This window comes from Phycisphaerales bacterium AB-hyl4 (assembly GCA_041821185.1).
Lineage (GTDB): Bacteria > Planctomycetota > Phycisphaerae > Phycisphaerales > Phycisphaeraceae > Natronomicrosphaera > Natronomicrosphaera hydrolytica.
The window spans coordinates 119,423-144,527 of record JBGUBD010000004.1 but is presented as its reverse complement, the minus strand read 5'-3'; the positions used below and the strand labels follow the sequence as shown (position 1 = coordinate 144,527).

Below are 25,105 nucleotides of genomic sequence, written 5' to 3'. Positions count from 1 at the left end.
AATAAACATTTTTATGGCTTAAAATGCCATCGTCTTGCAGGGGCTTTCAACCGGAACCGGCATCCGAACGGCAAAGGCATGCCGGTGATGCTCAGGCGATCTTCGGCCGTTTCTGGGACATGAAGAACACCCCGTGACGGGCACGCACCGGCCCCGGGTTGGCACCCCGGCCATCACACGAAATGGGGACGTCCCAATGGCAACGGCTTTCGAAGACGGTTCAACGATCAGGGCTTGGCAGGCGCCGGGGCGATATACCTGCGACCCCCCTCTGCTCCAGTGGACACGTATCGCGCCGGTCCAGGCAGCGAAACGTGCCGATGGTGCCTGGTTCTTCGATTTTGGCAAAGCGATGTTTGCCACGGTCGAGTTGAGCGTCACCTGCAATACGCCAGACGCCATGCTCCGTCTTCACCTTGGTGAAAAGCTGGATGCCTCGGGGAACGTCGACCGCCAACCGCCGGGCACGATTCGATACCGCAGTATCGACGTCAAGCTCACTGTGGGCACGCACTGCTACCGGATTGCCATTCCCCCTGACACGCAGAATACCGGGCCCGCCGCGATCCCACTGCCCGTTGAAGCAGGCGACGTTGTCCCGTTCCGGTACTGCGAGATCGACGCGAACCACGCAACCCCGACCGTGGAGCGCATCCATCAACTCGCGATTCACGTGCCGTTTGATGACACAGCGGCATCCTTCGAGTGTTCCGATGCGACGCTCAACGCGGTCTGGCAGCTTTGCAGGCACACCATCAAAGCAACGACGTTCTGCGGCATGTACGTCGACGGCGACCGCGAACGCATCCCCTACGAAGGCGACGCATACATCAACCAACTGAGCCACTATGCCTGCGATGCTCATTACCAGACCGCCCGCTACACACACGAATACCTTGTGCAACACCCGACATGGTTCGCTGACTGGAACATGCACTCGGTATTCATGGCGTGGGCGGACGTGCTCTACACAGGCGACCGCGAATCAGTCAACTGCTTCTACGACGACCTGGTGGCCAAGACACTCATCGACCTGGGCGCGGAGGATGGCCTGATCAGTACCGCCGCCCCCCGACCAGCCGAGCTGGAGCGGAAGCTGCACCTGTTCCATGCCCGCTACATAGCAAAGGACAGTCTGCAGGATCTGGTCGACTGGCCCCCCGGCAGCTTTACCGTCGGGGGCATCGGCGAACGCGACAACCACGACATGCGCCCGATCAACACCGTGATCAATGCGCTGCACTATCGAGCGTTGGTGCTGATGGCTGCGATGGCGCGATTGATTGACCGCACCTCCGATGCCGACCGTTTCTCGCGACAAGCTGAGAAGGTGCGCCAGGCCATCAACAGCAAGCTGTTCGATCCGACGCGCGGTATATACATCGATGGTGAAGGCTCGTCGCACGCATCGTTGCATTCCAACATGATGCCGTTAGCCTTCGGCCTTGTTCCGCCGAAGCGGCGCGATACGGTGCTGCAGTTCGTGAAGTCGCGCGGCATGGCGTGCAGCGTCTACGGCGCGCAATACCTACTGGAAGGTCTTTACGATTACGGCGAAGCGGAGTATGCGCTGTCGCTGATGACTTCGCGAAGCGATCGTAGCTGGTGGCATATGCTGGAGCAAGGATCAACGATGACGCTCGAGGCGTGGGCACACCGATACAAGAACAATCTCGATTGGAACCACGCTTGGGGCACAGCCCCGATCAACATCATCCCGCGCAAACTCATGGGGATTGAACCTGTCGCACCTGGATACGCTCATATCCGATTGCGCCCGCAGCCAGCCTCCCTGACGCATGTATCAATCAAAGTGCCCACGCCGCTGGGGCCGATCATCGCAGACTACGACGGAACCACCAGTCAGCGGCGGTACACCATCACCGTGCCGGGGGAGATGCGGGTTGACTTGGATGATGCGGTGAGGCAAAGCCTCGCCGTCGATGTGCGACGTATGGAGGCCTGACCACGGCCGATCTACATATCCGCTTTACAAGGCGAGGATTCGCCTCACCAAGGCCTTGGGATTCCCAACGTGGCGGTCGTGCATCGCGTGATCATCTGAAATCCCGCCCCAGGCTTTCGCCTCGGGCGAGGGAAGGTCATGCCGCTTCGGCACGGGACTGATCGCTGACGTAGCGCCCGAAGGCAAGCCGCGGCACGCCACGCAGAGCGCCGCGCGGTTGCGCCGGCTATTCGACCTGGCCGGCGTGCAGTACTGGCCGGAGCTGACCGCCAGCAGCGTGCAGGGGGCGATCGCCCGGCTGACGCAATCGGCGCGGGTGCGGGACGAGCAGACCGGCGAGTCCAAGCTCATTCAGCAGCCGCTGAAGCAGCGCAGTCGCAACCACTACCTCACCGTCGCCAAGAGCTTCTGCAACTGGATGGTGGCGGACGGCCGGGCGTTCAACGTGCCGGCGAACACAGCTGGGATGCTCCGCCAGGATCTGAAGGCTGCCGGCGTCGCCTACGAGACCGCCCAGGGCGTCTTCGACTTTCATGCCCTGCGGACGACCTTCTGCACCACGATCGGCCAGAGCGGGGCCTCCATGGAAACCGTGCGGACGCTTGCCCGGCACGCCAGCATCACGACCACCCAGCGGTACCTGCGGACGGACGACCAGCAGCAGGTGGCGGCCCTCTCAGCGCTGCCGACGATCACGATCGCCCCCGCCGCCGCGGCCCAGACCGGTACCCACGACGCTGCGGCGCTGACTGCTCTACTGACTGCGGGACACCACAAATCGGCGCAGATGGATGCACCTCTGTGCGCTATCGACGCCGAGTCGGTAGAGGTGGTTGTCGAGCTCAGCGCAAAAGAAAACCCCGTAAAAAACGGGGTTTTCGTCCCCTCAAGGGGGAAAGCGGAGAGGGCGGGATTCGAAAATCCCCTCTATATCAAAAATGCCGCTTTGTAACTCATATTCAAGCTTTCGTATGAAATTAAAGGCGCGTTATGAGGCGCTAGCTTCGCCAGCTTTAATCGAGCCGCTGTCCATAGGGGCAGCACATGGGGCTCTCCGTGTTGCGCTCGATCCCCGTGCGCATGCGTGCCGCCACCAATACCCCGGCCGGGGACCATCGCACTCTTTCGGTCGCTCTGCCACTGACGCGGCGGGTGCGATGGCATCGGCCATCCCCGTTTACGAGGCGGGCCGGCTCCTGCGTTGACAGTTTCGGGGCCTGCTCAGCGTTCACTCGCGTTGCGGCCCGCATGCTCGCCAAGCCACCTGAAAGTGGCCCTTACACCAGAAGCTCCGACGACTTCGTTGCCTCCATCGTCGCCCCGATTGCTACCGGCCGGAGCGACCCAGTTGCCGGGCGGGAACCGAACTTCGCCAAAAGGCGCGGGCTGGCGAACGGTCCGTAGCCATGCTCTACATAAATGCGGGTACGGATGCGATGGGCATCCTCGCTGGTGATGAACCAGATGTAATCCATGACCGCCAGTTGCTGAGCCGGTCTGGACCACTGTAGATGCCCACCATCCGGCTGTTCAGTTCGCAGCCGCGTTCGCCGGAGGGGCCTATGGGCACCGGGGCGATGCCCACAAGTTGCGGGTTGATCTCGCCGAGCGGTTCCTCGTCCATGTACGCGAACCGCATCGCCACCTGCCCGCGATACCACATCAGCCCCCGTTCGTTGGTGCCGATGTAGGCCGCCCTGCGGAGCGTCCGCCCGTCACGCTCGAACGTGTCGTTTGCGAGGCCGCGGAAAAAGCCCACCGCCTCCGCTGCTTCGCGCGTGCCGTAGCTCGCCCGCCACGTGCCATCCGCATCCTGCTCTACCGCCCGCGCGCCTGCCGAGACCAGAAATGTGTAGATGCCCCAGCTCAGCAAGTTTCCGCCTTCCACCGACAGTCCGTACTGCTGACGCTCCGGCACCGTCAGGAGGCGGGTGTATTCTCGCATCTCCTCCCAGTCCGCCGGCCCGCGTTCCGGGTCCAGCCCGGCCGCGGCGAATAGATCCTTGCGATATTGCAGCGCCATCACCAACGTGCTCGTTGGCACCGCCCAAGCATGGGGCTGGGCATACTGCCCGCTCTCGTCCGCACGATATACCACCGGCCAGGCCGGATCGGGCACGCGTTCGCGAATCGCCGACGTCACTTCCGCCTCGCCCAACCAGCGGCCTTCCTCGTCGTATTCCCGCACACGCGAATCGTCACTGAGCAATCGGGCCAGCAGCACCTCCACCGGTACCAGAAATTCCTGGGACAGATAGGTCGAACTCTGTCGATAGTTCACGTAGATCGCATTTGGTGGAATCCCCGCCACGATCGCCATCAGCGGCCCCGTGTCCATTCCGTCGCCGGTCACGTCCGGCCGGCGTTCCAGAAACGCCCGCAGGACCGCGCGATTCGCCAGCGCTGAGACATCGACCGCATGGGGGGGCGGCAGGCCCTGAGCCCGGATCTGGATCTTCGGCTTGTCCTGCAAATGGCCGGGCATATCGCCAGTCGACGCCTCTGTCCACACGGCAGGGAAGGCCCACACCTACAAGCAGAGGATTAAAATCAGCGCGGATCGGTAAGCCAAGCAGGTCAGGTCCATCATGCCTCCGCCCAAACAGAAATTCAAACGTTTCCGTGGTCCGCTCGGCCAGGCCATCGTGCATGGTGTCGCGATCATCATCGGCGCGTTGTTAACGGGTACCGATGTGGCGATTCTTCGCGAATCGTTCTGTCCGATCCACGTGGGCCAAAAACGCTTCCGCGGCCCGCGGCCCAACATCCGCGATCATCTAAAGCAGTTCTGCCTTCAGTGATCAGTTCCATCTTCAACGCGGCCGCACGTCTTGCCCCACACGATGCGCGGAGGCAGGTGCTCGCGGACGATAGCCCCGTCGTCAATCACGGAACGCAGCGCCTCAGCAAGATGCCCGGCCCAGTGACCGATTGACATCTCGACACGGCTCAAGGTGGGCGTGGACAACCAGTCCTCAGGCACCTGATTCATGGACAGCAGGCTGATCTGATCGGGTACGCGCCAGCCGGCGCTTTGAAGCGCGTGGAGATGTCGGCAGCACTGGAGGCCACCGTCCACGATCACAGCCGTGGGTTTTTGTTTGCAGCCGTCCAGGTGTTCAAGGAGGGTGCTGCCGTCGTCACCCTGCGCGGCGATCACCTGGTCGCCGATGACATCTCCGCCGAGCTTCTTCACTTCATGCTGAAATGCACGGCCGACGGATTCGAAGTAGAACGACCCGCTTTCGCGGACGAGCAGTATTCGGCGATGGCCGAGCGAATGGACGAACTGCACAGCCATGTGATAGGCCATGTCCGCGTCCGTGATGACCTCGCTCGCCCAGGAGGGGCATCGCCCGGTGAGAAGGTAGCCGATGACCATCACAGGCTTGCCGGTGGCACGCAGGTACTCCATCAGGTCGATCGAGATCGCGTCCTGGGTCAGCACGGCAGCAAGCGGCTGCGCCCAGTCGAGGATCGACTCCTTGGTTTGGCTGTCCGCGAAGCGAATGCTCAGGTCAAACTCAGGATTCTCTGCGAGAATACGCTTCAAGGTGGTGACATAGGTTCCGCCGAACCAGCTTTCCGGGACGAGCAGGCCGAGTCTGCGTGCTGGTGTGTCGGGAGCGTTTCCGGTGTCGATATTGGGGTTCACGATCGTGCCGAAGCCACGCCGCGACTCCAGAATCCCATCGCGGGCCAGGCTTGCGAGCGCCTGGCGCACCGTTCCCATCGCCACGCCGTAGTGCGACGAGAGCATCTTCTGTGTGGGCAGTGGTCGTCCGGGCGCATACACGCCGTTGGCGATTTTCTGCCGAACGTCCCCGATGATCTGTGCCTGCTTAGTCATAGGTATACATCATAAGGCGTCTGTTGCACCTCACCGCCTCAACCCGTCGCCGTGGGCACCGCCCCTGGTCGGCGTTGTTCCACGCTAGCAGTGAGACCTGCCGACGCGGTGGCCGACGCCGACTTGCCGGTGACCAGCCCACAGCCCGTTTGATCGGCACTTTCTAGCAACGCCGGATCACACACACTAGTGAAACGATACGTTCCCGACCCGCCCCGCACGAGCGCAAACGCGCCGCGCGTCCCGATGAATGTCAAACCCGGTGCCTCGCGAAGCGTACGCCCGCTTTCCCTCACGCGGTCCATGTCGCTGCTCAGGATACCAATGGTGGTTTCGCAATTCGCCGGCGTCGTAACCTCGAGCGTGAGCCGATCACCCTGCACTGCCCAGTCAACGGAAACCCGCCCGTGTATCGTGCGGTGATAGCCCCGCGCCCACGTGACATGCCGGCTCGGCCGGGGCATGACCGTCAGTTGGCCGATCTCAGCCGTATTGTCGACGTCAACGCCAAGGACATTGCGATACATCCATTCTCCCACCGAGCCGATGGCGAAGTGGCAGAACGAGTTCATGTTGGGGTCCTGGAATCCCTTGCCGCGAACGAAGCCGTCCCACCGTTCCCAGACCGTCGTTGCGCCTTGCTCGACGCTGTAGCCCCACGATGGGCAGGTGCGCTTGTTCAGTAGTTCGTGTGCCAGGTCCGCCCGGCCGCGCCGCGTCAGTTCGTTCATCAACAGCACGGTGGCGATGAAACCCGTCGAAAGGTGGCCGTCGTAATCGTCGAATCGGCGGATCATATGATCAAATGCTCGCTTCTCCAACGGCTCGGCAAGCAGCCCGAACGACAGCGCGATGGCGTAGCCAGCCTGCGTGTCGCCGACGATGCGCCCCTCGCGATTCACGTACGCGTCGTTAAATGCCCCCTTGATGCGATCGGCCAAGCCGCGGTAGCGTTCCGCGTCTTCCACCCGGCCAAGCACCTGCGCCATGTCGGCCAGCAGCGCAGTCGAACGGAAGAAGTACGCGGTCGCGAGCACGTCGCGCGGCATGTCCGCGCCCTGACTGGGCAGGTGGTCGAACTGAAAAGTGTCTGCATTCAACCATTCGCCGTAGTCGTTATGTCGCGCCTCGCGCCAGAGCAGGTTCGGGTTCATCCGGTGGATCCACTCGATCCACCGCCGGGTGGGCTCATACAGCCGACGCAGAATGTCGCGGTCGCCGTAATTGCGATACAAGCACCACGCGACAATGGGCCCGGCATCCCCCCAGCCAGGCGTGCCCGAGAAGCAGCGGTTCGGGTCGAACGGGTGCGGCGCAAAATCGGGCAAACGCCCGTCATCCGCTTGCGCGTCGCAGAAGTCGTCCAGCCACTTGGTTAAGGTGGCCGCGAGGTCCTGGTTGAAGCAGCCCGTCTGTGCGAATACCTGGATGTCGGCTGACCACCCCATCCGCTCATCGCGCTGCGGGCAGTCCGTCGGCACGCCGATCAGGTTGTTACGCTGGGTCCAGCGAATGTTGCTGAAAATCTGGTTGTAGAGCGTGTTGCTGCACGTCAGGTCGCCCGCTTCGGGCGCAGACGTCCACACGGCGCACGCTTCCAGATCCGTCAACGCCGGCCGCTGGCTGAGCCCGCTCACCTCCACGAACTGGAAGCCGTGATATGTAAAAACAGGCTCGAAGACTTCCTCGCCGCCGCCGCGGCAGTGATACGTGTCCGTCTGCGAGGCTGTGCGGAGATTCTCGGTATAGATGTGTCCGTCTTCCGAGAGCATCTCCGCGTGCCGCAGTTGAATCGCCTGGCCGCGCCGGCCTGCCAGCTTCAAGCGGACCCAGCCTGTGACGTTTTGCCCGAGGTCGAAAACGTACACACCCGGAACCGGCTCGAGCATGCGCTGCGGAGCGATGCGCTGTCCGACGCGCACCGGCTCGTTGGCCTGCGCGACCAGCCTGCCGGCTGGCGCCTTGCGCTCTACTACCGGTTGCCAATCGGCGTCATCGAAACCCGCTGCGTCCCAGCCCGGCATCTCCTGCCGCGCGTCGTAATGAATGCCATCGAGCAGATCCGCCGTACGAATCGGGCCCTTGAGGCTATACCGCCAACCATCGTCCGTGGCGATGACGCATTGTTCGCCGTCGTCGAACTCGATGTGCAACTGCGCCAGCAGCGCCAGATGTCGGCCGTAGATTCCACGCGGACTTGCGCCGGGCACGGCGAAGGTGATCCCGATACGGCCGGCGTACCAGCCGTCGCCCACGCAAGCACCGATCACATTGTCGCCGCGCTGCAGGCAATCCGTGACGTCGTAGCCCTGGTACTGAATGCGACGGTGGTAGTCGGTCCACTCGGGGGCGAGCACGTTGTCCGCCAACGCCGCACCATTGATATGCATCCGATACAGCCCACAAGCTGTCGCGTAAAGGTGTGCCCGCCGAATCCCTTTCTCGACCTTGAAGTCATAGCGAAAGAAAGGGGCTGGATGAGGGATCGCCGCTTCCACGCCAATCCATCGCGCCTGCCAAGCCTCCCGCGAGAGAATGCCCATCGTCCATACTGCGGGGTTGCTCCAGCCGGACTGCCGATCCGCCTCGTCCCAGACTCGCACACGCCAAAAGCACTGCTGCGCCGACGCCAGCGGTTGGCCGTCATACCGAACCTGCGTTGTCCGCCGGGAGGCTGTCTTTTCGGAATCCCATAGGTCCACAGTGTCTGCGGCGAGCTTCTCCAGGCTGGAAGCAACCTGAATCTGGTACGCACTCTGCCAAGAGTTGCGCGTCGCATCTGAGGGGGCGTGCAACGTCCAGCCCAGCCGCGGATTTGCCACGTCAACCGCAGGCGGCGAGGCCCGATTCTCGCATCGCAGTGCGACCGGCGTGAGGTGAGTATGATCCATATCAAAAGGATAGTCTTTATGTGTTTGATTGGCAATTATAAAATTATCCTGGCCGCCGGGGGGCATCAGTAGGAAGGGCGAAAGGTGTATAAATGTCTATATTAGGCATACTTAGCCATTTTTGTGCTCAGGAGCACTCTCATCCGGAGGCCCGGCGGCAAAAATTCCCGAGCGTCATTAAGATATTGATTGACTTTTAATATGTCCTCGATTACTTTATCTTTTGGCTGGCGCAGTGGACTGCCCGCCCGGCCAGAATCATCTGTTCACATCACCGGAAACAAGGAGATTGCTATGAATCGACATGCTGCACTTATCGCCGCCGTGATTGCCGGCTCCACGTCAAGCGCCTTCGGCACCGTCACCTGGGACTTCGAAGATGGGACGGTGCAGGGGTGGACCTCTATTGTCGGCTCTACAACCGGGTCGACCGCCACCACGCCCTTTGTTTCCTCGCCGAGTTTCGACGGCAGCAGCGACTACGCACTTCACCACGCCCCCATGGGCGTCAGCGACCTCGCTTTGACCTACCAATTTGATTTCTCGGCGGAAGCGCGCCCCACGCTCCCCACCGAGGGTGAGTTTCTTCGGTTTGATGTCTACACGCCGCCGGCCGGCGGCACGAGCAACAACTGGTGGCAGGATGGTTCGGTGAGAATTTGGACCACCGCCGCCTCCTCCCCCAATAACAACAACATTCACATCATCAAAGGGGCGTTCTTCGACGCCATCGTGGGTAGTACAGCAGATGCTAATACTACGCCGCAGACCATAATCTTCAGTATTGCCGATGCACCCACCCTTGCTGGTCAGGAAATCACGCGTATCAGATTCATCGGAAACAAGGGTGAAGGCCCCTCGAACCAGCAGATGTTCCTCGACAACATCACGATGGTGCCTGAGCCGGGCAGCATGGGCCTCATCCTTGCCGGCAGCTTGCTGCTCGTCGCACGTCGCCGCCGCTCGCTAATCGGGAAAGCCTGATGACCTCTGCCCTTCCGCGGGGGGTATGTGTTGGGGGTGGGAAAGGCCTGCGGTCCCGTTCATCGGGGCCGCAGGTGGCCGGGGCTCATCGGCAAAGGCGTCAACCCGACCGGATCCTGCCAATTAATCACTGCTCAGGAATCAAGTAGAAGGGGTGTGTGGATGCAGGCTGTTCATGCGGTTTGTTCAGAGATGTTCGCGGGGGAAGGAGCGATACGCATTCATGAGGAATTTCTTATATAGCAGGCGAGAAGTGAAACGAGGATTTACCTTAATCGAGCTTCTTGTCGTAATTTCGATTATTGCTGTGTTGATCGCACTTTTGCTTCCCGCGCTGTCGCAGGCGAGGGAAATGGCCAAGCAGATGAACTGCCTGAGCAATCTTCGAACCCTTGGCTTGGCCATGAATATGTACGCCATGGACCACGACGGCGTCGTCGCTTCAGGCCCTTGGACCGGGCACTGGGCACGGCAACTGCAGGGCTACGGCAGTACGAGCACGGCTTTGACGAGCAACAACCTTAGCGAAGGCGTATGGGACTGCCCCGCACAGGATCGGCCGCTCACCCAGCCGGACTACTGGCCGGTGACTGATATCGCCTTCGGCGAGTCGCCCAATGGGCCGTACCACGTCAACAATCGCGACATCGACGGGTGGGAGCATCCATCCAGAAAAATCTGGCTTTATGGTCGCGGTTATCCGCACCCCGCTGAGCATGCGGGCGCTGGCTACCTCGACTCGCATGCCGCTATCGTCGACCGAATCAACCTGAACAAAGGCGTCTTTCAAGTGTGGCCACATCTGCCTTAGGAGCCAACACAATCAATTTTAAAGCCTCACGCTCGTGCGTCGGCTTGATGTATGACGCAATAAATACACTACTGGATTTAATATAGTTTGCAGCTTTGACCTGCGATGCAATTTGTCTCTACGCCCTGTTTTTTTGACAACTTTAGTGATCAGGAAACAATTTTCATGAAGACTCCCACGTTATTCGCAGCCGGGATCGTCGCCTCAAGCTTGTGCTTCGGCTCGACGGCCACCCTTGCCCAGGACGCGACTGACTCCGCTGACGAGGTTCCGCGTTTTCAGCAAGATGAGTTCGCGCTCGGATTCTGGGTTGATCCGCCTGCGGATGCCAACATGGAACAGGCCTACAAGGAAATCGCCGAGGCCAACTTCAATCTGGTCATCGGCGGGTTTGCAGGGCGCGGCACGGAGTTCCTGAATCGGCAACTTGAGTTGTGCAAAAAGCATGACTTGGTTGCCCTTGTCGATATTCGTGGTCTTGAGCCGGAGGAGTATCCCGACCACCCGAATTGCTGGGGGTACTTGTTAACCGATGAGCCTTCGGCTGCGAGGTTTTCCGAACTCGGTGAGTGGGTCAGCGCCATTCGTGAAATACGACCCGGCATGTTGAGTTACATCAATCTCTATCCGACCTACGCAAGTGCCCAACAGTTGGGCGTGCCAACGTATGACGAACATGTCAGGCGTTTCGTCGAGATCGTGGATACGGATGTGCTTTCGACGAATCACTACCCGGACTTCCATCGGGGCGAGCGAAGGCGTGATGAGTATATTCGGAACCTGGAATCGATGCGGCAGCATTCGATGGAGGCTGACATTCCCTTCTGGAACTTCTTCAAGGCCATGCCCTTCGACGCTCTGATGGATCCCACCGAAGCACAGATGCGTTGGCAGATCTACAGTTCTTTGGCATTCGGTGCGAAAGGGGTCATGTATTTCTGCTACTTCACCCCCACCAGCCCATCGTTCCCCGAAGGCGGGGCGCTGGTGACGCGCGAGGGACGGCTGACGCGTAAATATTATCAAGCCCAGCGTATTAACCATGCGATCCAGAACCTTGGCCCGACGCTGATGGAACTCGAAAGCACCGGGGCGTTCCGTATGAAGCCTGAAGGGGACTTCTACTATGTGAGGCCCGATGGGGAGTTCGGTGAAGGACGCATTTTCGGTAGCCTCGACGATCGCACGCGTGCCGGCATACCCATCCGTTCAGTGAAGGCTTCAAAAGAGAAAGCATTGCCCGCAGACCTCTTGATTGGGACTTTTATCTTCCCCGACGGCAGGCGAGCGGTGATGATTAATAATTACCGATATGCATATACCTCATGGCTGACAGTTGAGTTTGATGCTGATCCGGCTGAGGTGCTCGAAGTCAGTCAGGAAACAGGTGAACTGGAGCCGGTGATTGATGATAGTCCCGCTATGGAGGGGTTGCAGATCTCGCTTCCCGCTGGCGGAGGTCGGCTCTTTGTCCTTCCTCCGGCAAGCTGAACTAACATGACCACCCCCTGAACCAGGACCGGCTTTCCGGCCCAAGCGGTCGCGCACGAAAGACAACGTGCATGACGCTGGGCCGGGAAGCTGTTTCGCAGCCTGGACGATCTATATCACAATCACACGCCGAATGAAGTGCACATGTATTGGCTGCCTGTGATTGAAGCGTTGGGATGCACCTTGTTGAAGCGCAGGCGCTCACGAAGGGATTAGGTGAAGCATGCCTCGCCGCGCCGCCCGACCGAACGCACCCGCCAGTTCCCATTCCAGTGGCGATGGCAGGCGCGAAAAGGCGCACGAGCGCGTCGGCAAGCTCGAACGGTCGCTCGTCCGCTTTGCCTCGGACTTCTGTGCGTTCGACACCTCGAATCCGCCCGGCCGTAGCTACAAAGCCTGCTGCGAATTCCTCCAGAACAAGCTCGAAACACTCGGCATGGCCACGAAGCTTTACCGTGTGCCCAAAACCGAGCAGGCCAAGCTCACGCCCGGACTCGACGACTTCCCACGCTACAACCTCGTCGCCCGGTGGGACGTCGGTGCCGCGAAGACGCTGCACTTCACCGGCCACTACGACGTCGTGCCCGCCACCAGTGGATGGAAAACCGACCCGTTCTCCCCCCTCCTCAAGGGGGTAAGCTCTACGCACGCGGCGCCTCGGACATGAAGGGCTCGAACAGTTGCGCCATCTTTGCCGTGCAGGCGATGATGGAAGCTGCCCGTCCCGCGCAGCGCGACGTTCGGCGACTACACACTGCACCTTGTCGCGGAAGACGCGACGACGCTTCCAATTGAACTGGGGGTGCTTTCACCCCTGGCTATCGAATTGCCGCCGCTGGACACGCCGCTGGCCGGCGATTCGGTGACGTTGCCGATCACGCTGCGCAATCGCAGTGACATTCCGCTTCGACTTCAAGCCACCATCGGCCTCAAGGACGACGCCGACACCGACGAGACCAGCCAGTTCATGCTGCCGCCGCGCAGGCAGCAGGTGATCGAATGGGCCATGCCGGTGCACGACCAGACCGAGCCGGTCGTCGTCATTGAAGGCCGTATCAATCATTAGCCGTTCTCGCATGAGCAGCGCGTCGACAGCGTCGTCGTTCATCGCGCACGCTCGGCTCCGACCATCGACGGCAACCTGCGCGAATGGCGCGACATCCCCGCCTACTTCCTCGGCCGAGTGGATCAGGTCAAGCCGTTGCAGTCGTGGTGGACCGGCCCGGACGATCTGTCCGCACTGCTGCGGTTCCAGTGGGACGACGACTACCTCTACCTTGCGGCACAGGTGATCGATGACGTGCACTTCCAGCCGTCCGTCGGCGGAAGCACCTGGCTGGGCGACAGCATTCAGATCGCTTTCGCGGTGGACGGCCGATTCGCCTACGAACTGACACTCGCGCGCACGGCCGACGGCGACCAGGTCTACGCGCACCGTGCCCTGCAAGGCGAAACCGGTTTATGGGACGACGTGCGCTTTGCCACGCGACGCATCGGGCAATCGTGTTTCTATGAAGCGGCGATCCCGTGGTCACGCCTCGCACCGCTGCGCCCGGAGCAGGGGCAGGCCATCCGCATGAACTTCATCGTCAACGACAACGACGGCGCCGGCCGACTCGGCTACCTCGAAGCACGCCCCGGTATCGGTGAACAGAAACGGGCCGATGAATGTTACGACTGGCCTCTGCACGGCCCGCGCCGAAACCGACCAGAACCCCCCACGCCGGACTGAGATGTGAGGTGGCAGTGTCGTCGTCCGCCCTGTTCACAAATTCTGACACAGGCGAGTGGCGGGCTGGCAGCCAGATGTGGAGCCATTCGCTGCAACGCGATGTCATGACTGATGAGGTAGTGTCCGTCAAGTTGCGCACATTCGATCAGGCAGCCTCCGGTGGATGGAAGGTTGGCCGGGCCGGAGTGAGGGCGAGCGTGGCGAACGCATGCGAATTGCGCAGCGCCAGGTTTATATATGATGTCTACACACCGCCGGAGCCGAGCGTGGCGGCGGTAGGAGAGGCATCGGTCTTCGCCATGGCCAAAGTCTGCCCTCCGCGATTTTGAACGGCCCAAAAAGTTCTCCAGTTCGTCACGTTCGTCACAGGCCGCTAAGCGCAACCCACCGACGCAGAACATGCATTTCGTAACGCTCGACCCCTCTGCGGGGCTCGAACCAGTTCGCGCTTTTTGCGCGCGACAATGACCGCCTCAAAAAAGTGTTTAACAGCATCAAAGGCTGAAAACAGCCGCACTTACGCTGCGCGCGAACTCGCCAATTCAGGTCCATTTTGCTGTTAAAAAGAATGCGCGAACTTTTCGAGAGAAAACCCGTTCGATGGGTTGCGCACAGGGAGGGCCGGACGGCGATGAACAGACCGAGTCGCGAAACATCACCCTCCAGAAGACCAGCTACGGCTGGCGGTTCCGCCAGGGCAGCAGCGCGTTTGCCTGGATCGAGATCCATGAGCAGCCTTCGCGCAGTTGCGACAGCTACGAGGACGAATGGTGGAAGGTGGAAGTGGGCGTGAACACGAACGAGGAGTCGGCCAGTTGCACGGCAGGAAATGTCAACTACGACTGCTGCCAGCATTCCTATGACTACTGGGACGGCCAGTGGTGGCTGATGGAAACGAACCGCAGCAAGCTGCAGGTGAGCATCACCACTAGCGACTGCGATGTGCAGGAGGGCATCTGACCATGGGCTGCGGCTGCGAAAGCGTGAAACACGTGGTGCAGGGCGCGGCGAAACTCGTGCAGAGCGCTGCTGGTGTGGGTCTAGCCGATGAGGCGACGATCGAGCAGCGCCGCGCGATCTGCCGAGCGTGTGAATATGCCGTGCCGTGCCATGCGAACCCGAAACGCTACTGCAAATGCGATCGCTGCGGCTGGCTGGCTCAAGCACAAGACGCGGCTGGCTGAGGAGCGGTGCCCGGTGGGGAAGTGGTGAGGGTGTTAAGTGGGCGGTTCGGGATTAACGGCTTGGTGGATTATGAGCAGGGAGAGGCTGGATCAAGTTTTCCCGAGCAAGCCGCTGACGAGCACACTTACCCAGCCGGACCAGCTTGCTCGGGAGTTCACTTGCGTTCGATACCATGGTTGTACATGGTCGGTTCATCGGCGATTGCTCATTGCACGGCGCGGCAATTACGATAGGATGACCCCTGCCACTTTAGCCGGCATTCAGGGGTGTAAAGCGCAGCCGTGAAGGGCCGGCTCGGGCAGTCGTTCCTTGAGGAGCTTCGCTTGTCGGCTTCGCCCTTGTCGCTTGGATCCGGCCCAGACTCCAAATCGCCATGCCTGCACGCGACGTAAAACCCATAGCCGTCGATTTCGGCCGACCGCTTCCGCCGATCCGCGCGCTGCATGGCACCAATTTCGGACCGCTCTACACCCAGGGTCGCGACCTTTCGGACTACTTCCGCGCCGCGGGGTTCCCCAGCCTGCGACTGCACGACTGCGCCCTGGTCTGCAAAGATACAGTCGACATCAAGGATCTTTTCCCGCTGGCTCACCTTGACGAGTCCGAGCCGACCAACTGGACCTTCGGTCCGACCGATGACTACCTCCAGACGGCCAAGGCCTTGGACACCCAGGCGATCTACCGCCTGGGTCCGAGCATCGAACACCAGCATCCGAAATACTTCGTCCACCCACCGAGCGACTACGACAAGTGGGCCCGGATCTGCTGCCAGATCATTCGGCACTACAACGAGGGGTGGGCGGATGGCTTCCACCACGACATCGCATACTGGGAGATCTGGAACGAGCCGTGGCACCCGTCGATGTGGACCGGCACGCAGGAACAGTGGTTCGCGCTCTATGAGACCGCGTCCAAGGCCATCAAGCGGAGCTTTCCACACCTCAAACTCGGCGGGGCCGATGCGAGCGGCGAATACGCCGAAAGCTTCCTGGCGTACTGCCAACAGCATGAATGCCCCATGGACTTTTTCTGTTGGCATCTCTACGCCCGCACTCCCAAGCAAGTCGTTGAAAGCACGCGCGAAGCAAAGCAGCGGCTCGAAAACTATGGCTTCGGCGACGCCGAACTGAATCTCAACGAGTGGAACTGGTTTCCGGAGGAGGATTGGTCATGGCGGACTAGCGCCAGTCGACGCCGACGCTTTTTTGATCAGCTTGCCAGCGCCGAGTCGGCGGCGTTTATTGTGGCCACGCTCAGCTATCTGCAGGACGAGCCGATGACCATGACCAACTGGTATGCGCCGTTTCTCGGGCGGTGGGGCATGTTCGATACCGACGCTCGCCCGCAGAAGCCGTTTTACGCGTTTGTCGCCTTTAACGAGATGCTCCAGACACCTCAGCGCGCGGCAACCAACGGGGACAAGCTCGACACGGGCCTGAGCGTGCTGGCCGGTACGGACGATGCCGGCTGCCACGCCCGTGTGCTTGTAAGCAACTTCGCCGATGTCGCCGTCTCCGGCGTGCGCCTCACGCTCAAAAATCTTCCGGGCGGAACCTGGCACGCGAGTCAGCGGCTCCTCGATGATGCGCTCGACCTCCAGCCGGCGGAGTCGGCGGTATTCACACATGACTTCGCGCACATATCGTTCGCGCTGCCGCCAGGATCGGTTCGTCTCATCGACCTCCGACGGACGGAATCCGAACCGCGATGAGGCGCTTCGTATGGCGATGCGGACCGGCGCCCGCGTCGCTGGCGACCAGAGCGGGAACGTCACCGGCGACCCGTCCCCATGGGATATCACCTTCTATGTCAGCGATTGCGTGGCCTCAGCCTTAGCTGGCAGGCGGCGGGCCACGGTCTCGGAGTCTGGCGGCCATGGACGAATCGGCTCCGAGGCTGCGGGTACGCGGCTGCCTCAGGTGGACGCCGGCCTCATGCCGTTCGCGAGCCTTACCACTTGGACAAAGGCTTGATCGCAATCTTGGATGGTGTCGTTTGGCCGGGCGTCAATAAGACCACCAGACGCTGCTCACTATTTGGCGCCAGTGTGGCCTCGAATCCGATCATGCGCGTTCCGGAGTTGCATACGTCGTACGCCGCAGGCGGCTCCATCGAATAAATCTGGATTTCCGCCTCGGCCGGTCTGAGCACGTCGAAGCCGAGCGTTTGGCCGTTCTGCTTCAGGATAGCGTGCTGAGCGTCCGTGATTTCAACATCCGCCTGGGTCACCATACCCCAACGCACGTGTGCCGCTTCATCGGTGGCGGTGAGTTCGTCCTGAATGACGATCTGGTAATTGTGGAGCATCGCCCCGCCACGATGGGCTTTGACCAACTGACCTTCATACACCTCGGTCATGTTTATGATGGTGTAGGCCCATTGCTCATTGGACGAGGAATGGATGATCGGAGCCATGCCCTCGACGCGTTGCAGTTCGTCGTTGACCACGAGCGTATTATGGCTGCGATTGTTCAGGCGAAAGATTTCCCATCGGTCACCTTCCTGACTCAAGTCCCAGAGGCTGAGACCCGCCGCTTCAAGAGCGTGGTAGCGTTGGGCGCCGAGATCGACGGCCCAGCGTACGCCGTCTGATTCCATGACGAATGAGCCGATGTCCATGTGTCCGTGGGCCGTTCTGGGTCGGCCGCCCTTGATTCCGAGATAAACCGCGTCTCTAGTCCACGCACTGCGGTGAGTCCCGATCGGGTTCACGCCTCCGCTGTCCCAGTGCAGCGTCTTCGGCGGGTCGAGATCGTCGATCGGCTGCGCCCAGATAAGTGCGAACGGATCGAGGCGATTGTGATGATCGGCCGCATCGTGATCCGCGTGCACATACCGCTCCAGGAGTCGCTTTTCATGCCAGAGCAGGCCGGGGTTCTTGAATCGCAACGCGAACCAATGCTGGGCCGACTGAAGTTCGGCGTCCGGACTGTTGTCGAAATAGTTGAAGTAGTCCCCGGTGGCAGCTGTGACGTGCAGCATGTAATCGCCAGTCCGCATGAATCCTTCATGCTGAGTGATGTCGATATACATATCGAGCGATCCAAGAGCGGACTGAAGCGCGTCGAGCAGGAGCACGTTGAAGTTCGTGCCGTACCCCCAGTAGATCGGCCCTTCCGGGTAAGCGCCCTGCGGATCGTACGCCGCCATTGGTCGTCCGATGTTGTCCAACGCCCGCGTGATGATCTGCGCGGCCAGTTCCGGCACGTCCTCTCCCACCGCCAAGGCGCCAATGACCATGCTGGCATGGCACACCTGCGTCCAGTTGGAATCGCCGCTGATCCATTCCATGTGACGCGGATTGCCGCCGATGGAGGCTTGGAGGCCTTTTTCGATGATCGCATTTCGGATTTTCTCTCGCGCGTCCTGCGCCAGATCGTGGTACAGCCAGTCATATCCGATGGCGAGTGCGGTCGTCATCTCGGCGGTGTCGAGAAAGTGGCTGGGGTTCCAGTCCTCGAATGCTGCAGCGGCGACCATTTCTTCTTCCGCGCGCGCCCCATATTGCGGCTCGCCCGTCATGCGACGAGCCAACGAAAGATAAACCACCCGCTTCAGACACTGCCTCGACACATCCAGCAGCCTCCGACCCTCCAACTGGTGCTCGACGGGCTCGAGGTCAAGCATGGCGTCAGCCTGGGCACGCATTGTTTCAAAGAACGCGCCGAGCATGGCATCGGAGCGGATATGTTGCTTCACGCGTCTTTCACGTTCCGGCGGGAGGAACAGCCGGGGACGCTGCTTGGAGATCGCAATCAACGCTTGCTCCAAATGCTGGTCTGGTAAATAGCATGTAAACAGAACGGAGGGAGGTAAATGTTTGTCTACGATTTCAGTGCGCTTCGCCTTCTCGGGATTCACCTCGTTCGTCAACCACTTCCTGCCCTTCCATTGCCGCTTCGTACTGATTCGTCAGACGGTCGGCCAGTTTATCCGATTTGAACCCATCCAAAACGCCTGTCGTCTTGTGAGGCTCGCACGCCGATGCCAGGTCCTGCCATCGTTGGATCAGCGAATCAAGCGCCTCCTCGGAAGGTAGCTGACCTTCGATCATCTGATCTTCCAACAGCAGCATTTCCGCAAACACAACCGGTAGCCAGGCGACTTTCACCCGTTGCAGGATCTCATCGGAATCGGCTAGGGTCACCGCCTTCTCGAAAATCTGGTTCGCCTGTTCCGTAAACCCGTGTTGCAGGAACTCCTCTTCGGGGACCGTCACCTGCCAGAACCTTCTCATGTCGCGATCGCCGTAGGTATCAAAATAGAGGTCGAGCAGATCTTTGTACGCCAGCAGTGCCGGAGCAGCTTTGCCGTAGTATCCGCGAGTAACATCCTCGTATAGCGCATCGACGTCCAGGCTCGGATCCCACATCAATTTGCTGAAGATCCAGGCTCGTTCAATGTCTCGATCCTGAGGCGCGTTGTGAGCCGACTCTGCATAAACCATTTCCACGCCATTCTCGCTCCAGAATCGGAGATTGTCGGCAAAGACGTCGATCGTCGGCTGTGGATCGAGCACCGGCCTGCGGTAGTGGAACGTCGTATAGTGCCACAACAGGAGCCGACCGTTGCTGATTTCGCGCCAGCGTTCGAAGTTGCTGCGGTCCCTTTCGACATCGCGCATGGAATAATAGGGATGGCGGATGCCGGTCCAGTCGCTGCAGTATTTCACCACCACGTTGGGGCGCGCCTGAATGTCAACGGAGCGGGGCGGGGCCCCTTTGGTGGTCCAGTAAACCAGCGGCGAGAACGTTACCTTCGGGAATTCATCTTCCAACGCTTCAGCCACTTCGTTGGCCAGGTGGAGAACCGTTCCGCCCTTGCCGCCCCAGCGTCGCCGAAGCATTCGGCAGTCATCACAAAGACACATGTCATCGCGATCCGGCGGGGACAGGTCGACCCAGCGCACATCTGGATTTTCCTGCAACTGCTCACGCACACGCGTCACGAAATAGTAGCGCATCTCTTCGTTGCTCAGGCACAACGAGGTTCTGTTCCATTGCCCCTGGCGTTCGCCGTCCCGATAGGAGAACCATTCGGGGTGCTCTTCAAAATGATCATTCGGCCGTACATATCCCAGGAAGCTGTGAACCCACCATCGCGCCCATTTCATGTGGCCGCCCCATTCAGGTCGGATCGTCGGGTTGATGCCGCTGAGTCGATTCTGCACATTCCAAAGTTCGCTGCCCTCGGTCGTGCGCCAGGCAGGCCAGTATGTATGTTCGCGCCACTGGAACGCCGGCGTGCCGGATCGGGGGGTGACCGTGACGGTGCCGTTTTCCGGCATGTCCGGCACCCTGTTGGCGACCGGTGAATACCACCGGAACCCCAGGTCCTCCTCCAACAGCGCGAGAACTGCATAAATAGGACCGATGCGTTCGCCACCGAGCAGGAACAGGTCGCCGTCGCGGTAAGCGATGGTGTACCCGTCCATGCCCAGTCCGGCTCGGCCGAGCACCGAATGTTCTATGACGCCGACACTCCGTAGCAGGTCCGTATCCCCGATGCTGATCACGTGCGGATACGCCTCAAGGGAGACTGCCCCTTCCTGCACCACGGGGAACGCCTCGCCGCCCATCGCCTCAAGCCACTGGCTCAATTTCTCGGCGGCCGTCCTGTCCAGCGGCGTCGGGTCCACCGGGAGCAGAATCGCCACCCCGGGGCGTCCCTCTTTGAAAAGGCTGAATTCGACCCGGTCTTCCCCATCAGGATGGAGCGAATTTTGCCATTCAAGCGGTTCCGCCATGCGATCGGCCAGAAACTCCGCTGCCTTACCTTCCAATGAGGTCGAGACGCCGGTTGCTCCCATTGCGACAGTACTCCACGCGATGACCAAAGATGCCAACGAACCCATTCCTCGCCTGATGTTCATGATGGAAAAACCTTTTTCGTGCATATCGCGTTGTTCTGGTTGGACAGCCGACCCATGGCGAGCATGGGCCGGGGCTGTGGGGATTTCGTGTGAAGCGTGGCTCGACCGACCGTGTACGGCGCGTTATGAGGCGGTCCCGCGGTGGGACAACCCATGGCCAGTGGGGCAACTCACGGCGTCATCGGGTTCCACGCGGAGAAGTAGGGGCGGTAGGTTCGTATGTTCTGGCCTCGGGCCCAGACGTCACTGTGGTTAAGCCGTTTGCTGTGTCCGTCGCCGAAGACGACGTTCATGGCGTGGCCGGGATGCCGCCACCGCAACTGCGACTGGGGGATGGGATCGACCAGGAAGCTGGCTTCCATGGCTTCGCCTGAGTCGAGGCGTGTCCGGGCGGCGTCGGCAAACATGGCGATCTGCGAAAGTTGCTTAGGCGCGGCATCGAGCGTGCTGGCCGGGTAAGGCGCCCGGTCGGCGTATTGTGCCGAATTGCCTTGGTAAAAGCCCCACAGCCGAGTGGGTTCGAAGAAGTCGTGGTTGTAGCCGTAGCTGAACAGCGCCCAGTCCGGCGGCCAGGGGATACCGCCGGGCCAACTGGGGTGGGGGCTGTCAGCGTACCAGTGGTCGTAATCTCTCCCGCGTTCGGTGGACGGGCAAAGCCAGACATCGTAGCTGGTGAGATAGCCGGCGCGGGCCAGCTGCCCGGGCACGTAGTGCATTTTGGTATTCGGCGTGTCGTCGTATCGTTGCTGCGGATAGTAGCCGGTGTCCGTCGCGTAGACGCTCGCGGCGATAGCAAGCTGACGTTGGTTCGATGCGCAGGCGATGGCGCGGGCCGATTCGCGTGCCCCTTGCAGGGCGGGCAAGAGGATGGCGACCAGCAGGGCGATGATGGAAATCACCACGAGCAGTTCAATGAGCGTGAAGCCAGCTGTGGGCGTGTGTCGACGGGAAACATCCATGTGAGACTCCTTATTATGACGTCTGAGGCGATCGCTGTCACGGCAGGAAGATCATGTTTCAGGCCAAAACGAGGTCGATAGGAGGCGGTCCAGAACGGTCGATGCCACGCGACATCATACTTGTTGGGGTGATTTTGTCAATGCCTGTTTTTCGCTGAACCGTAAATCTGCGCAGGGGCCGGGGCCGGGACCGGTGGCGGGCGGGGGCGAGGGGGACTGGCCCGTTCCGACATGTAAAGCCGGCCCTGCAGCGGGCCGGCTTTGGTGAGCGAGGTTATGCGGCGATCGGCGAATCAGGCCTGGCGTCGACGTCGGCCGAGCATCGCGAGGCCGCCGAGGCTCAGCAGCGCCAGCGAAGCCGGTTCGGGGACCACGGCGATGGCGTCAATGTCGTGTACGTAGTGATTCGTGGTCCACGTATAGAACCGGAACCCCGTGATCTGCGTGTGCTCGTCACTGTTGAGAGCGCGGGTGAACGAGGTGTCGGTCAGGACGTCGTTTTCGTCCTCCGTGTTGGTGATCGTGAAGTTGACGTTCAGCGTCGAGTCATCGATCGTGAACGTGAAGGCGTGGGTGTACCACACATCCAGTGCCTGTCCGAGGATCGTGCCGTTAAACAAATTGTTCAGCGACTGACTGGTGCTGCCATCGGACATGTGAAGTTCGAGAATGATGCCGGCGTTGTCGTCTTGCGCCTGGTGGAGGTCGGTTCGGCGGACGACGTAGGACAGCGAGCCGCCGTCGGCGATATCAACGGGATTGGTCAGCGCCTTGGTGGTGTGAACCTGGCCGCCCGCGGCGGGGCCGTCGATGCGCCAGTAGTTGTCGCCGTCGTAGGCGGTGCCGTCACCGACGATGACGGTTGAATAGCTGGGATTGATCGTCGCGGCCCATTCGCCGCTGTTGTTGTCGCCGGCGAAGCCGTTGATCGTGTCGCCCGAGTCGCCGGTGAAATCTTCGAACGAGTCGAAGGCGGCGGCATGGGCGGCCGGTACGGCGAAGCTGACCGCGAGCAGGGCGGCCGCGACGGGCAGCGTGTGACGGGGCAGGTGCGTGCTCAGTTTCGTCGGGTGCAGCATTCAAATTCCTCCAAAGGCGGTGAAAAAGGTTTCGAAAAAAACGATCGAGGTGTTGCCGTAGGGCGGATGCCGTCCGCCCACCAAGTGTCGCAAGACATTGAATAATGTCACGCGACATCAAAATACGGCATCCTGCCCTGCCCGTCAAGAGAAAAGTGCGATTTTCTGCCCCCGTTCCGAACGGCGAAATCGGTCGTCGATTTCGTCCCACGCGGCCATAGCGGCCACTTCAGTCGGCTTTACGGCGAGGCGGGAAAAGAAAATTGGGAGTAGATGTTGCGGGACATCAAACGATTTGTAGGATAGAAGCAACGCGATGGCGGCTTTCCTCGCCCATGTGAGCGTATTGCTGATTTTGCCCTTGCCGCCGTTCCGGAGCGTTCGATCTGAGTCGTCGCCTGCTTCAAGGAGCCGTCCATGCGCATCGCGTCGAGCCTTATCTGCCTTGCCTTCAAGCATCTTCCCCGTTCGGAAGCATTCGGTTCAGGTGGGCGAAGGTTCGGGAGGGGCGCCATGCTGGTGTTCGCGGCGAGTTTGCTGGCCGAGCCTGTACCGGCGCCGGCTGCGGAGCAGGCTGTGCGAGGGGAACGGCCGTCGGCCCCGTACCGGGTGTGGTACGGCATTAACGAGTTGGGATCGAACTTCGAGTTCTATCCCAACGCGACCATCGACAGCGGTGGTCGGCTGGACCCGCGCCTGCTCGAGAAGGCGGGCAAGTCGAGCCTGTACTGGGTCTACGGTAGCCAGATTCCGACATGGGCCGATGGGCCCGGCTACTGGCACGAGCGCCTGAAGCCGAGCACTATGCGTCGCGGTCCAAATGAGAACTACGACTTCCCCTTCGAACTGCCCGGCGTTGCGCTGGACGAGTGGGCCAACGCGCACCAGTCCGGCGTCTGGGATTGGATTCCCGAAGGCCTCCGCCAGGGTCGGCTCGAAAATCCTCATCCATTCATTGCTGTCTGGCTTTCCAACACGGTGCGCGAACAGCTTTACGACATGGGGCGCGATGGCACGGTCGACCTGTTTCTCGTGCAGGGTTACACCATCACGCGGCACCAGGGCGATGGCTTGTTCTGGTCGGACGCGATGGCCAGGCTTGAGCCGTTCAAGGAACGCGGCCTGCTGCACAAGACCGTATTCGTGCTCGGCCACATCACCGACTACCCGAACTGGAAGGGCGGGACGGTCTGGGACGAGCAGATGCTTCGGTCGCGGATGGAGGAGATCAAGCGGCGATACCCGCAGATGCCGGGTGTGTCGTTCTTTCAGTCCGGGGTGAAGGATGAACAGGCGTTTCGCCGTATCGCCCAGATCGCGGACGAAATAAGCGGCGAACTCTGGCCCGACGACTGGCTGCCGGACGGCATCTACACACTCGCCCCGCAGTCTGATTCCGTGCTCCGGCTCGAAGCCGAGGACGCCGGTGAAAGCCCCGGCACGCATGTCATCGGCTGGACCACGCGCTACCCCGAGCAGCCGGTGCATCAGATGTGGCGGCTGACCAGCGTGGACGACGATCAAAACCTCTATCGCATTCAGCCAGCCTATACACGCGACCTTTCGTTGGAAGCCGGCGACCCCGGCGGTCGTGACACCGCACCTGTCCGACTCGGCCGTACGCACAACGGGCCGAGCCAGCAGTGGAAACTCACGCCGGCCACGCGCGGCTTCAAACTCAGTCCCGTGTCGGCGCCGAATCGCTTCCTCCGCATGCCGCGCTCCGAAGACGGCACGCGCGTGCTGATCGGCGTGGATCGTGGCGGGCGCGACCAGGTTTGGGCGCTCAATCCCGAGTTTTCGCCGTTGGAACCGATCCCGCCCGTCTACCAGGCGCAGGAGGCGGAAATGACAGGCAACACCCGGCGTGGCGGCGGCTATCCCGGCAGTGTGGGCGGCTTCGTGCAGCAGGCTCGCGGTGGCGGCACGCTCACTTTCAACAATGTCGATGGCGGCGAGAAGGGCGGCCGACAGGTGTTGACCGTTCGCTACGCCAACGGCAGCGACCGTCCTCTGACACAGCGGATCACCGTCAACGGCCGAACGGCCGACGTGACCTTTCCGCCCACCGGCTGGTGGGGCACCTGGGAACGGCGAGACATTCCCGCGCCGCTTCGGGCGGGAAAGAACAACACCGTGATCCTGATCGCGGAAGACGGCGGACCCCACATCGATAAGTTGGAGGTTAACCCCCGTTGAACGTACGCTAATAAAAGTAGTGAGGCGACGAAGCGGACCTGAACGAACCGCATGGCCATGGGACGTGCCGCGTCAGGTGAATACCT

21 protein-coding genes are annotated in these 25,105 nt (G+C 61.0%); 13 read left to right on the top strand and 8 right to left on the bottom strand.

Annotation, left to right across the window (positions count from 1 at the left end):
- Nucleotides 1-352 precede the first annotated feature (352 nt).
- Together ACERK3_07235 and ACERK3_07230 are read left to right on the top strand one after the other, a co-directional pair.
- The gene (locus tag ACERK3_07235) at nt 353-1,966 is read left to right on the top strand and encodes an alpha-L-rhamnosidase C-terminal domain-containing protein (GenBank protein ID MFA9478089.1); all 1,614 of its coding nucleotides are present in this window, start codon (nt 353-355) and stop codon (nt 1,964-1,966) included.
- A gap of 244 nt (nt 1,967-2,210) precedes the next feature.
- Nucleotides 2,211-2,918, top strand: a complete 708-nt coding sequence (locus ACERK3_07230) for a tyrosine-type recombinase/integrase (protein MFA9478088.1) — start codon at nt 2,211-2,213, stop codon at nt 2,916-2,918.
- A gap of 459 nt (nt 2,919-3,377) precedes the next feature.
- On the opposite strand, the gene ACERK3_07225 is transcribed toward ACERK3_07230, so the two are convergent.
- Nucleotides 3,378-4,451, bottom strand: a complete 1,074-nt coding sequence (locus ACERK3_07225; GenBank protein MFA9478087.1) for an extracellular solute-binding protein — start codon at nt 4,449-4,451, stop codon at nt 3,378-3,380.
- 103 nt (nt 4,452-4,554) lie between these two features.
- Here ACERK3_07225 and ACERK3_07220 point away from each other — a divergent pair, with 103 nt between their 5' ends.
- Complete coding sequence (locus ACERK3_07220) at nt 4,555-4,767, top strand: hypothetical protein (protein MFA9478086.1); 213 nt, start codon at nt 4,555-4,557, stop codon at nt 4,765-4,767.
- Here ACERK3_07220 and ACERK3_07215 read toward each other — a convergent pair.
- A complete protein-coding gene (locus tag ACERK3_07215) occupies nt 4,761-5,816 on the bottom strand; it encodes a substrate-binding domain-containing protein (GenBank protein MFA9478085.1) in 1,056 nt (351 codons plus the stop codon). The genes ACERK3_07220 and ACERK3_07215 overlap by 7 nt on opposite strands.
- Before the next feature lie 38 nt (nt 5,817-5,854).
- Nucleotides 5,855-8,707 carry a family 78 glycoside hydrolase catalytic domain gene (locus ACERK3_07210; GenBank protein ID MFA9478084.1) on the bottom strand — a complete coding sequence of 951 codons (2,853 nt, stop codon included), beginning with the start codon at nt 8,705-8,707 and terminating at the stop codon, nt 5,855-5,857.
- A gap of 294 nt (nt 8,708-9,001) precedes the next feature.
- Between ACERK3_07210 and ACERK3_07205 the strand changes: the two genes are divergently transcribed.
- The 9 genes from ACERK3_07205 to ACERK3_07165 all read left to right on the top strand — a co-directional run bounded on the left by ACERK3_07205 (nt 9,002) and on the right by ACERK3_07165 (nt 16,621).
- Nucleotides 9,002-9,691, top strand: coding sequence for a PEP-CTERM sorting domain-containing protein (locus ACERK3_07205; GenBank protein ID MFA9478083.1), 690 nt, complete (start codon nt 9,002-9,004; stop codon nt 9,689-9,691).
- Between the two features lie 175 nt (nt 9,692-9,866).
- The gene (locus tag ACERK3_07200; protein ID MFA9478082.1) at nt 9,867-10,502 is read left to right on the top strand and encodes a type II secretion system protein; all 636 of its coding nucleotides are present in this window, start codon (nt 9,867-9,869) and stop codon (nt 10,500-10,502) included.
- A gap of 165 nt (nt 10,503-10,667) precedes the next feature.
- Complete coding sequence (locus tag ACERK3_07195; GenBank protein MFA9478081.1) at nt 10,668-11,993, top strand: hypothetical protein; 1,326 nt, start codon at nt 10,668-10,670, stop codon at nt 11,991-11,993.
- A gap of 223 nt (nt 11,994-12,216) precedes the next feature.
- On the top strand, nt 12,217-12,660 hold the full coding sequence (locus tag ACERK3_07190; protein MFA9478080.1) for a hypothetical protein: 444 nt from the start codon (nt 12,217-12,219) through the stop codon (nt 12,658-12,660).
- A 135-nt stretch (nt 12,661-12,795) separates the two neighbouring features.
- On the top strand, nt 12,796-13,059 hold the full coding sequence (locus ACERK3_07185; protein MFA9478079.1) for a hypothetical protein: 264 nt from the start codon (nt 12,796-12,798) through the stop codon (nt 13,057-13,059).
- Between the two features lie 117 nt (nt 13,060-13,176).
- Complete coding sequence (locus ACERK3_07180; GenBank protein ID MFA9478078.1) at nt 13,177-13,725, top strand: sugar-binding protein; 549 nt, start codon at nt 13,177-13,179, stop codon at nt 13,723-13,725.
- Nucleotides 13,726-14,325: 600 nt separating this feature from the next.
- Nucleotides 14,326-14,685, top strand: a complete 360-nt coding sequence (locus ACERK3_07175) for a hypothetical protein (GenBank protein ID MFA9478077.1) — start codon at nt 14,326-14,328, stop codon at nt 14,683-14,685.
- A gap of 2 nt (nt 14,686-14,687) precedes the next feature.
- A complete protein-coding gene (locus tag ACERK3_07170; protein ID MFA9478076.1) occupies nt 14,688-14,909 on the top strand; it encodes a hypothetical protein in 222 nt (73 codons plus the stop codon).
- 374 nt (nt 14,910-15,283) lie between these two features.
- A complete protein-coding gene (locus ACERK3_07165; protein ID MFA9478075.1) occupies nt 15,284-16,621 on the top strand; it encodes a hypothetical protein in 1,338 nt (445 codons plus the stop codon).
- Nucleotides 16,622-16,860: 239 nt separating this feature from the next.
- Here ACERK3_07165 and ACERK3_07160 read toward each other — a convergent pair whose 3' ends face one another.
- From ACERK3_07160 to ACERK3_07140, 5 genes are all read right to left on the bottom strand, one after another.
- Complete coding sequence (locus ACERK3_07160) at nt 16,861-18,783, bottom strand: heparinase II/III family protein (protein MFA9478074.1); 1,923 nt, start codon at nt 18,781-18,783, stop codon at nt 16,861-16,863.
- Entirely contained in the window at nt 18,743-20,806 is a 2,064-nt protein-coding gene (locus tag ACERK3_07155; protein ID MFA9478073.1) for a DUF4838 domain-containing protein, read from the bottom strand. Before ACERK3_07155 ends, ACERK3_07160 begins: the two co-directional genes overlap by 41 nt.
- A 146-nt stretch (nt 20,807-20,952) precedes the next feature.
- Nucleotides 20,953-21,741, bottom strand: a complete 789-nt coding sequence (locus ACERK3_07150) for a type II secretion system protein (GenBank protein MFA9478072.1) — start codon at nt 21,739-21,741, stop codon at nt 20,953-20,955.
- Between the two features lie 293 nt (nt 21,742-22,034).
- Entirely contained in the window at nt 22,035-22,820 is a 786-nt protein-coding gene (locus ACERK3_07145) for a PEP-CTERM sorting domain-containing protein (GenBank protein ID MFA9478071.1), read from the bottom strand.
- A 144-nt stretch (nt 22,821-22,964) separates the two neighbouring features.
- Nucleotides 22,965-23,279 carry a hypothetical protein gene (locus ACERK3_07140; protein ID MFA9478070.1) on the bottom strand — a complete coding sequence of 105 codons (315 nt, stop codon included), beginning with the start codon at nt 23,277-23,279 and terminating at the stop codon, nt 22,965-22,967.
- A 54-nt stretch (nt 23,280-23,333) separates the two neighbouring features.
- Here ACERK3_07140 and ACERK3_07135 point away from each other — a divergent pair, with 54 nt between their 5' ends.
- Entirely contained in the window at nt 23,334-25,019 is a 1,686-nt protein-coding gene (locus ACERK3_07135; protein MFA9478069.1) for a hypothetical protein, read from the top strand.
- Nucleotides 25,020-25,105 lie beyond the last annotated feature (86 nt).

Coding starts and splice junctions, on each gene's coding strand:
- ACERK3_07235 (MFA9478089.1), top strand. CDS start 353: ATGTTTGCCACGGTCGAGTTGAGCGTCACCTGCAATACGCCAGACGCC.
- ACERK3_07225 (MFA9478087.1), bottom strand. CDS start 4,451: ATGCCCGGCCATTTGCAGGACAAGCCGAAGATCCAGATCCGGGCTCAG.
- ACERK3_07220 (MFA9478086.1), top strand. CDS start 4,555: ATGCCTCCGCCCAAACAGAAATTCAAACGTTTCCGTGGTCCGCTCGGC.
- ACERK3_07215 (MFA9478085.1), bottom strand. CDS start 5,816: ATGACTAAGCAGGCACAGATCATCGGGGACGTTCGGCAGAAAATCGCC.
- ACERK3_07210 (MFA9478084.1), bottom strand. CDS start 8,707: ATGGATCATACTCACCTCACGCCGGTCGCACTGCGATGCGAGAATCGG.
- ACERK3_07205 (MFA9478083.1), top strand. CDS start 9,002: ATGAATCGACATGCTGCACTTATCGCCGCCGTGATTGCCGGCTCCACG.
- ACERK3_07200 (MFA9478082.1), top strand. CDS start 9,867: ATGCGGTTTGTTCAGAGATGTTCGCGGGGGAAGGAGCGATACGCATTC.
- ACERK3_07195 (MFA9478081.1), top strand. CDS start 10,668: ATGAAGACTCCCACGTTATTCGCAGCCGGGATCGTCGCCTCAAGCTTG.
- ACERK3_07190 (MFA9478080.1), top strand. CDS start 12,217: ATGCCTCGCCGCGCCGCCCGACCGAACGCACCCGCCAGTTCCCATTCC.
- ACERK3_07175 (MFA9478077.1), top strand. CDS start 14,326: ATGGGTTGCGCACAGGGAGGGCCGGACGGCGATGAACAGACCGAGTCG.
- ACERK3_07170 (MFA9478076.1), top strand. CDS start 14,688: ATGGGCTGCGGCTGCGAAAGCGTGAAACACGTGGTGCAGGGCGCGGCG.
- ACERK3_07165 (MFA9478075.1), top strand. CDS start 15,284: ATGCCTGCACGCGACGTAAAACCCATAGCCGTCGATTTCGGCCGACCG.
- ACERK3_07155 (MFA9478073.1), bottom strand. CDS start 20,806: ATGCACGAAAAAGGTTTTTCCATCATGAACATCAGGCGAGGAATGGGT.
- ACERK3_07150 (MFA9478072.1), bottom strand. CDS start 21,741: ATGGATGTTTCCCGTCGACACACGCCCACAGCTGGCTTCACGCTCATT.
- ACERK3_07145 (MFA9478071.1), bottom strand. CDS start 22,820: ATGCTGCACCCGACGAAACTGAGCACGCACCTGCCCCGTCACACGCTG.
- ACERK3_07140 (MFA9478070.1), bottom strand. CDS start 23,279: ATGCTTGAAGGCAAGGCAGATAAGGCTCGACGCGATGCGCATGGACGG.
- ACERK3_07135 (MFA9478069.1), top strand. CDS start 23,334: ATGCTGGTGTTCGCGGCGAGTTTGCTGGCCGAGCCTGTACCGGCGCCG.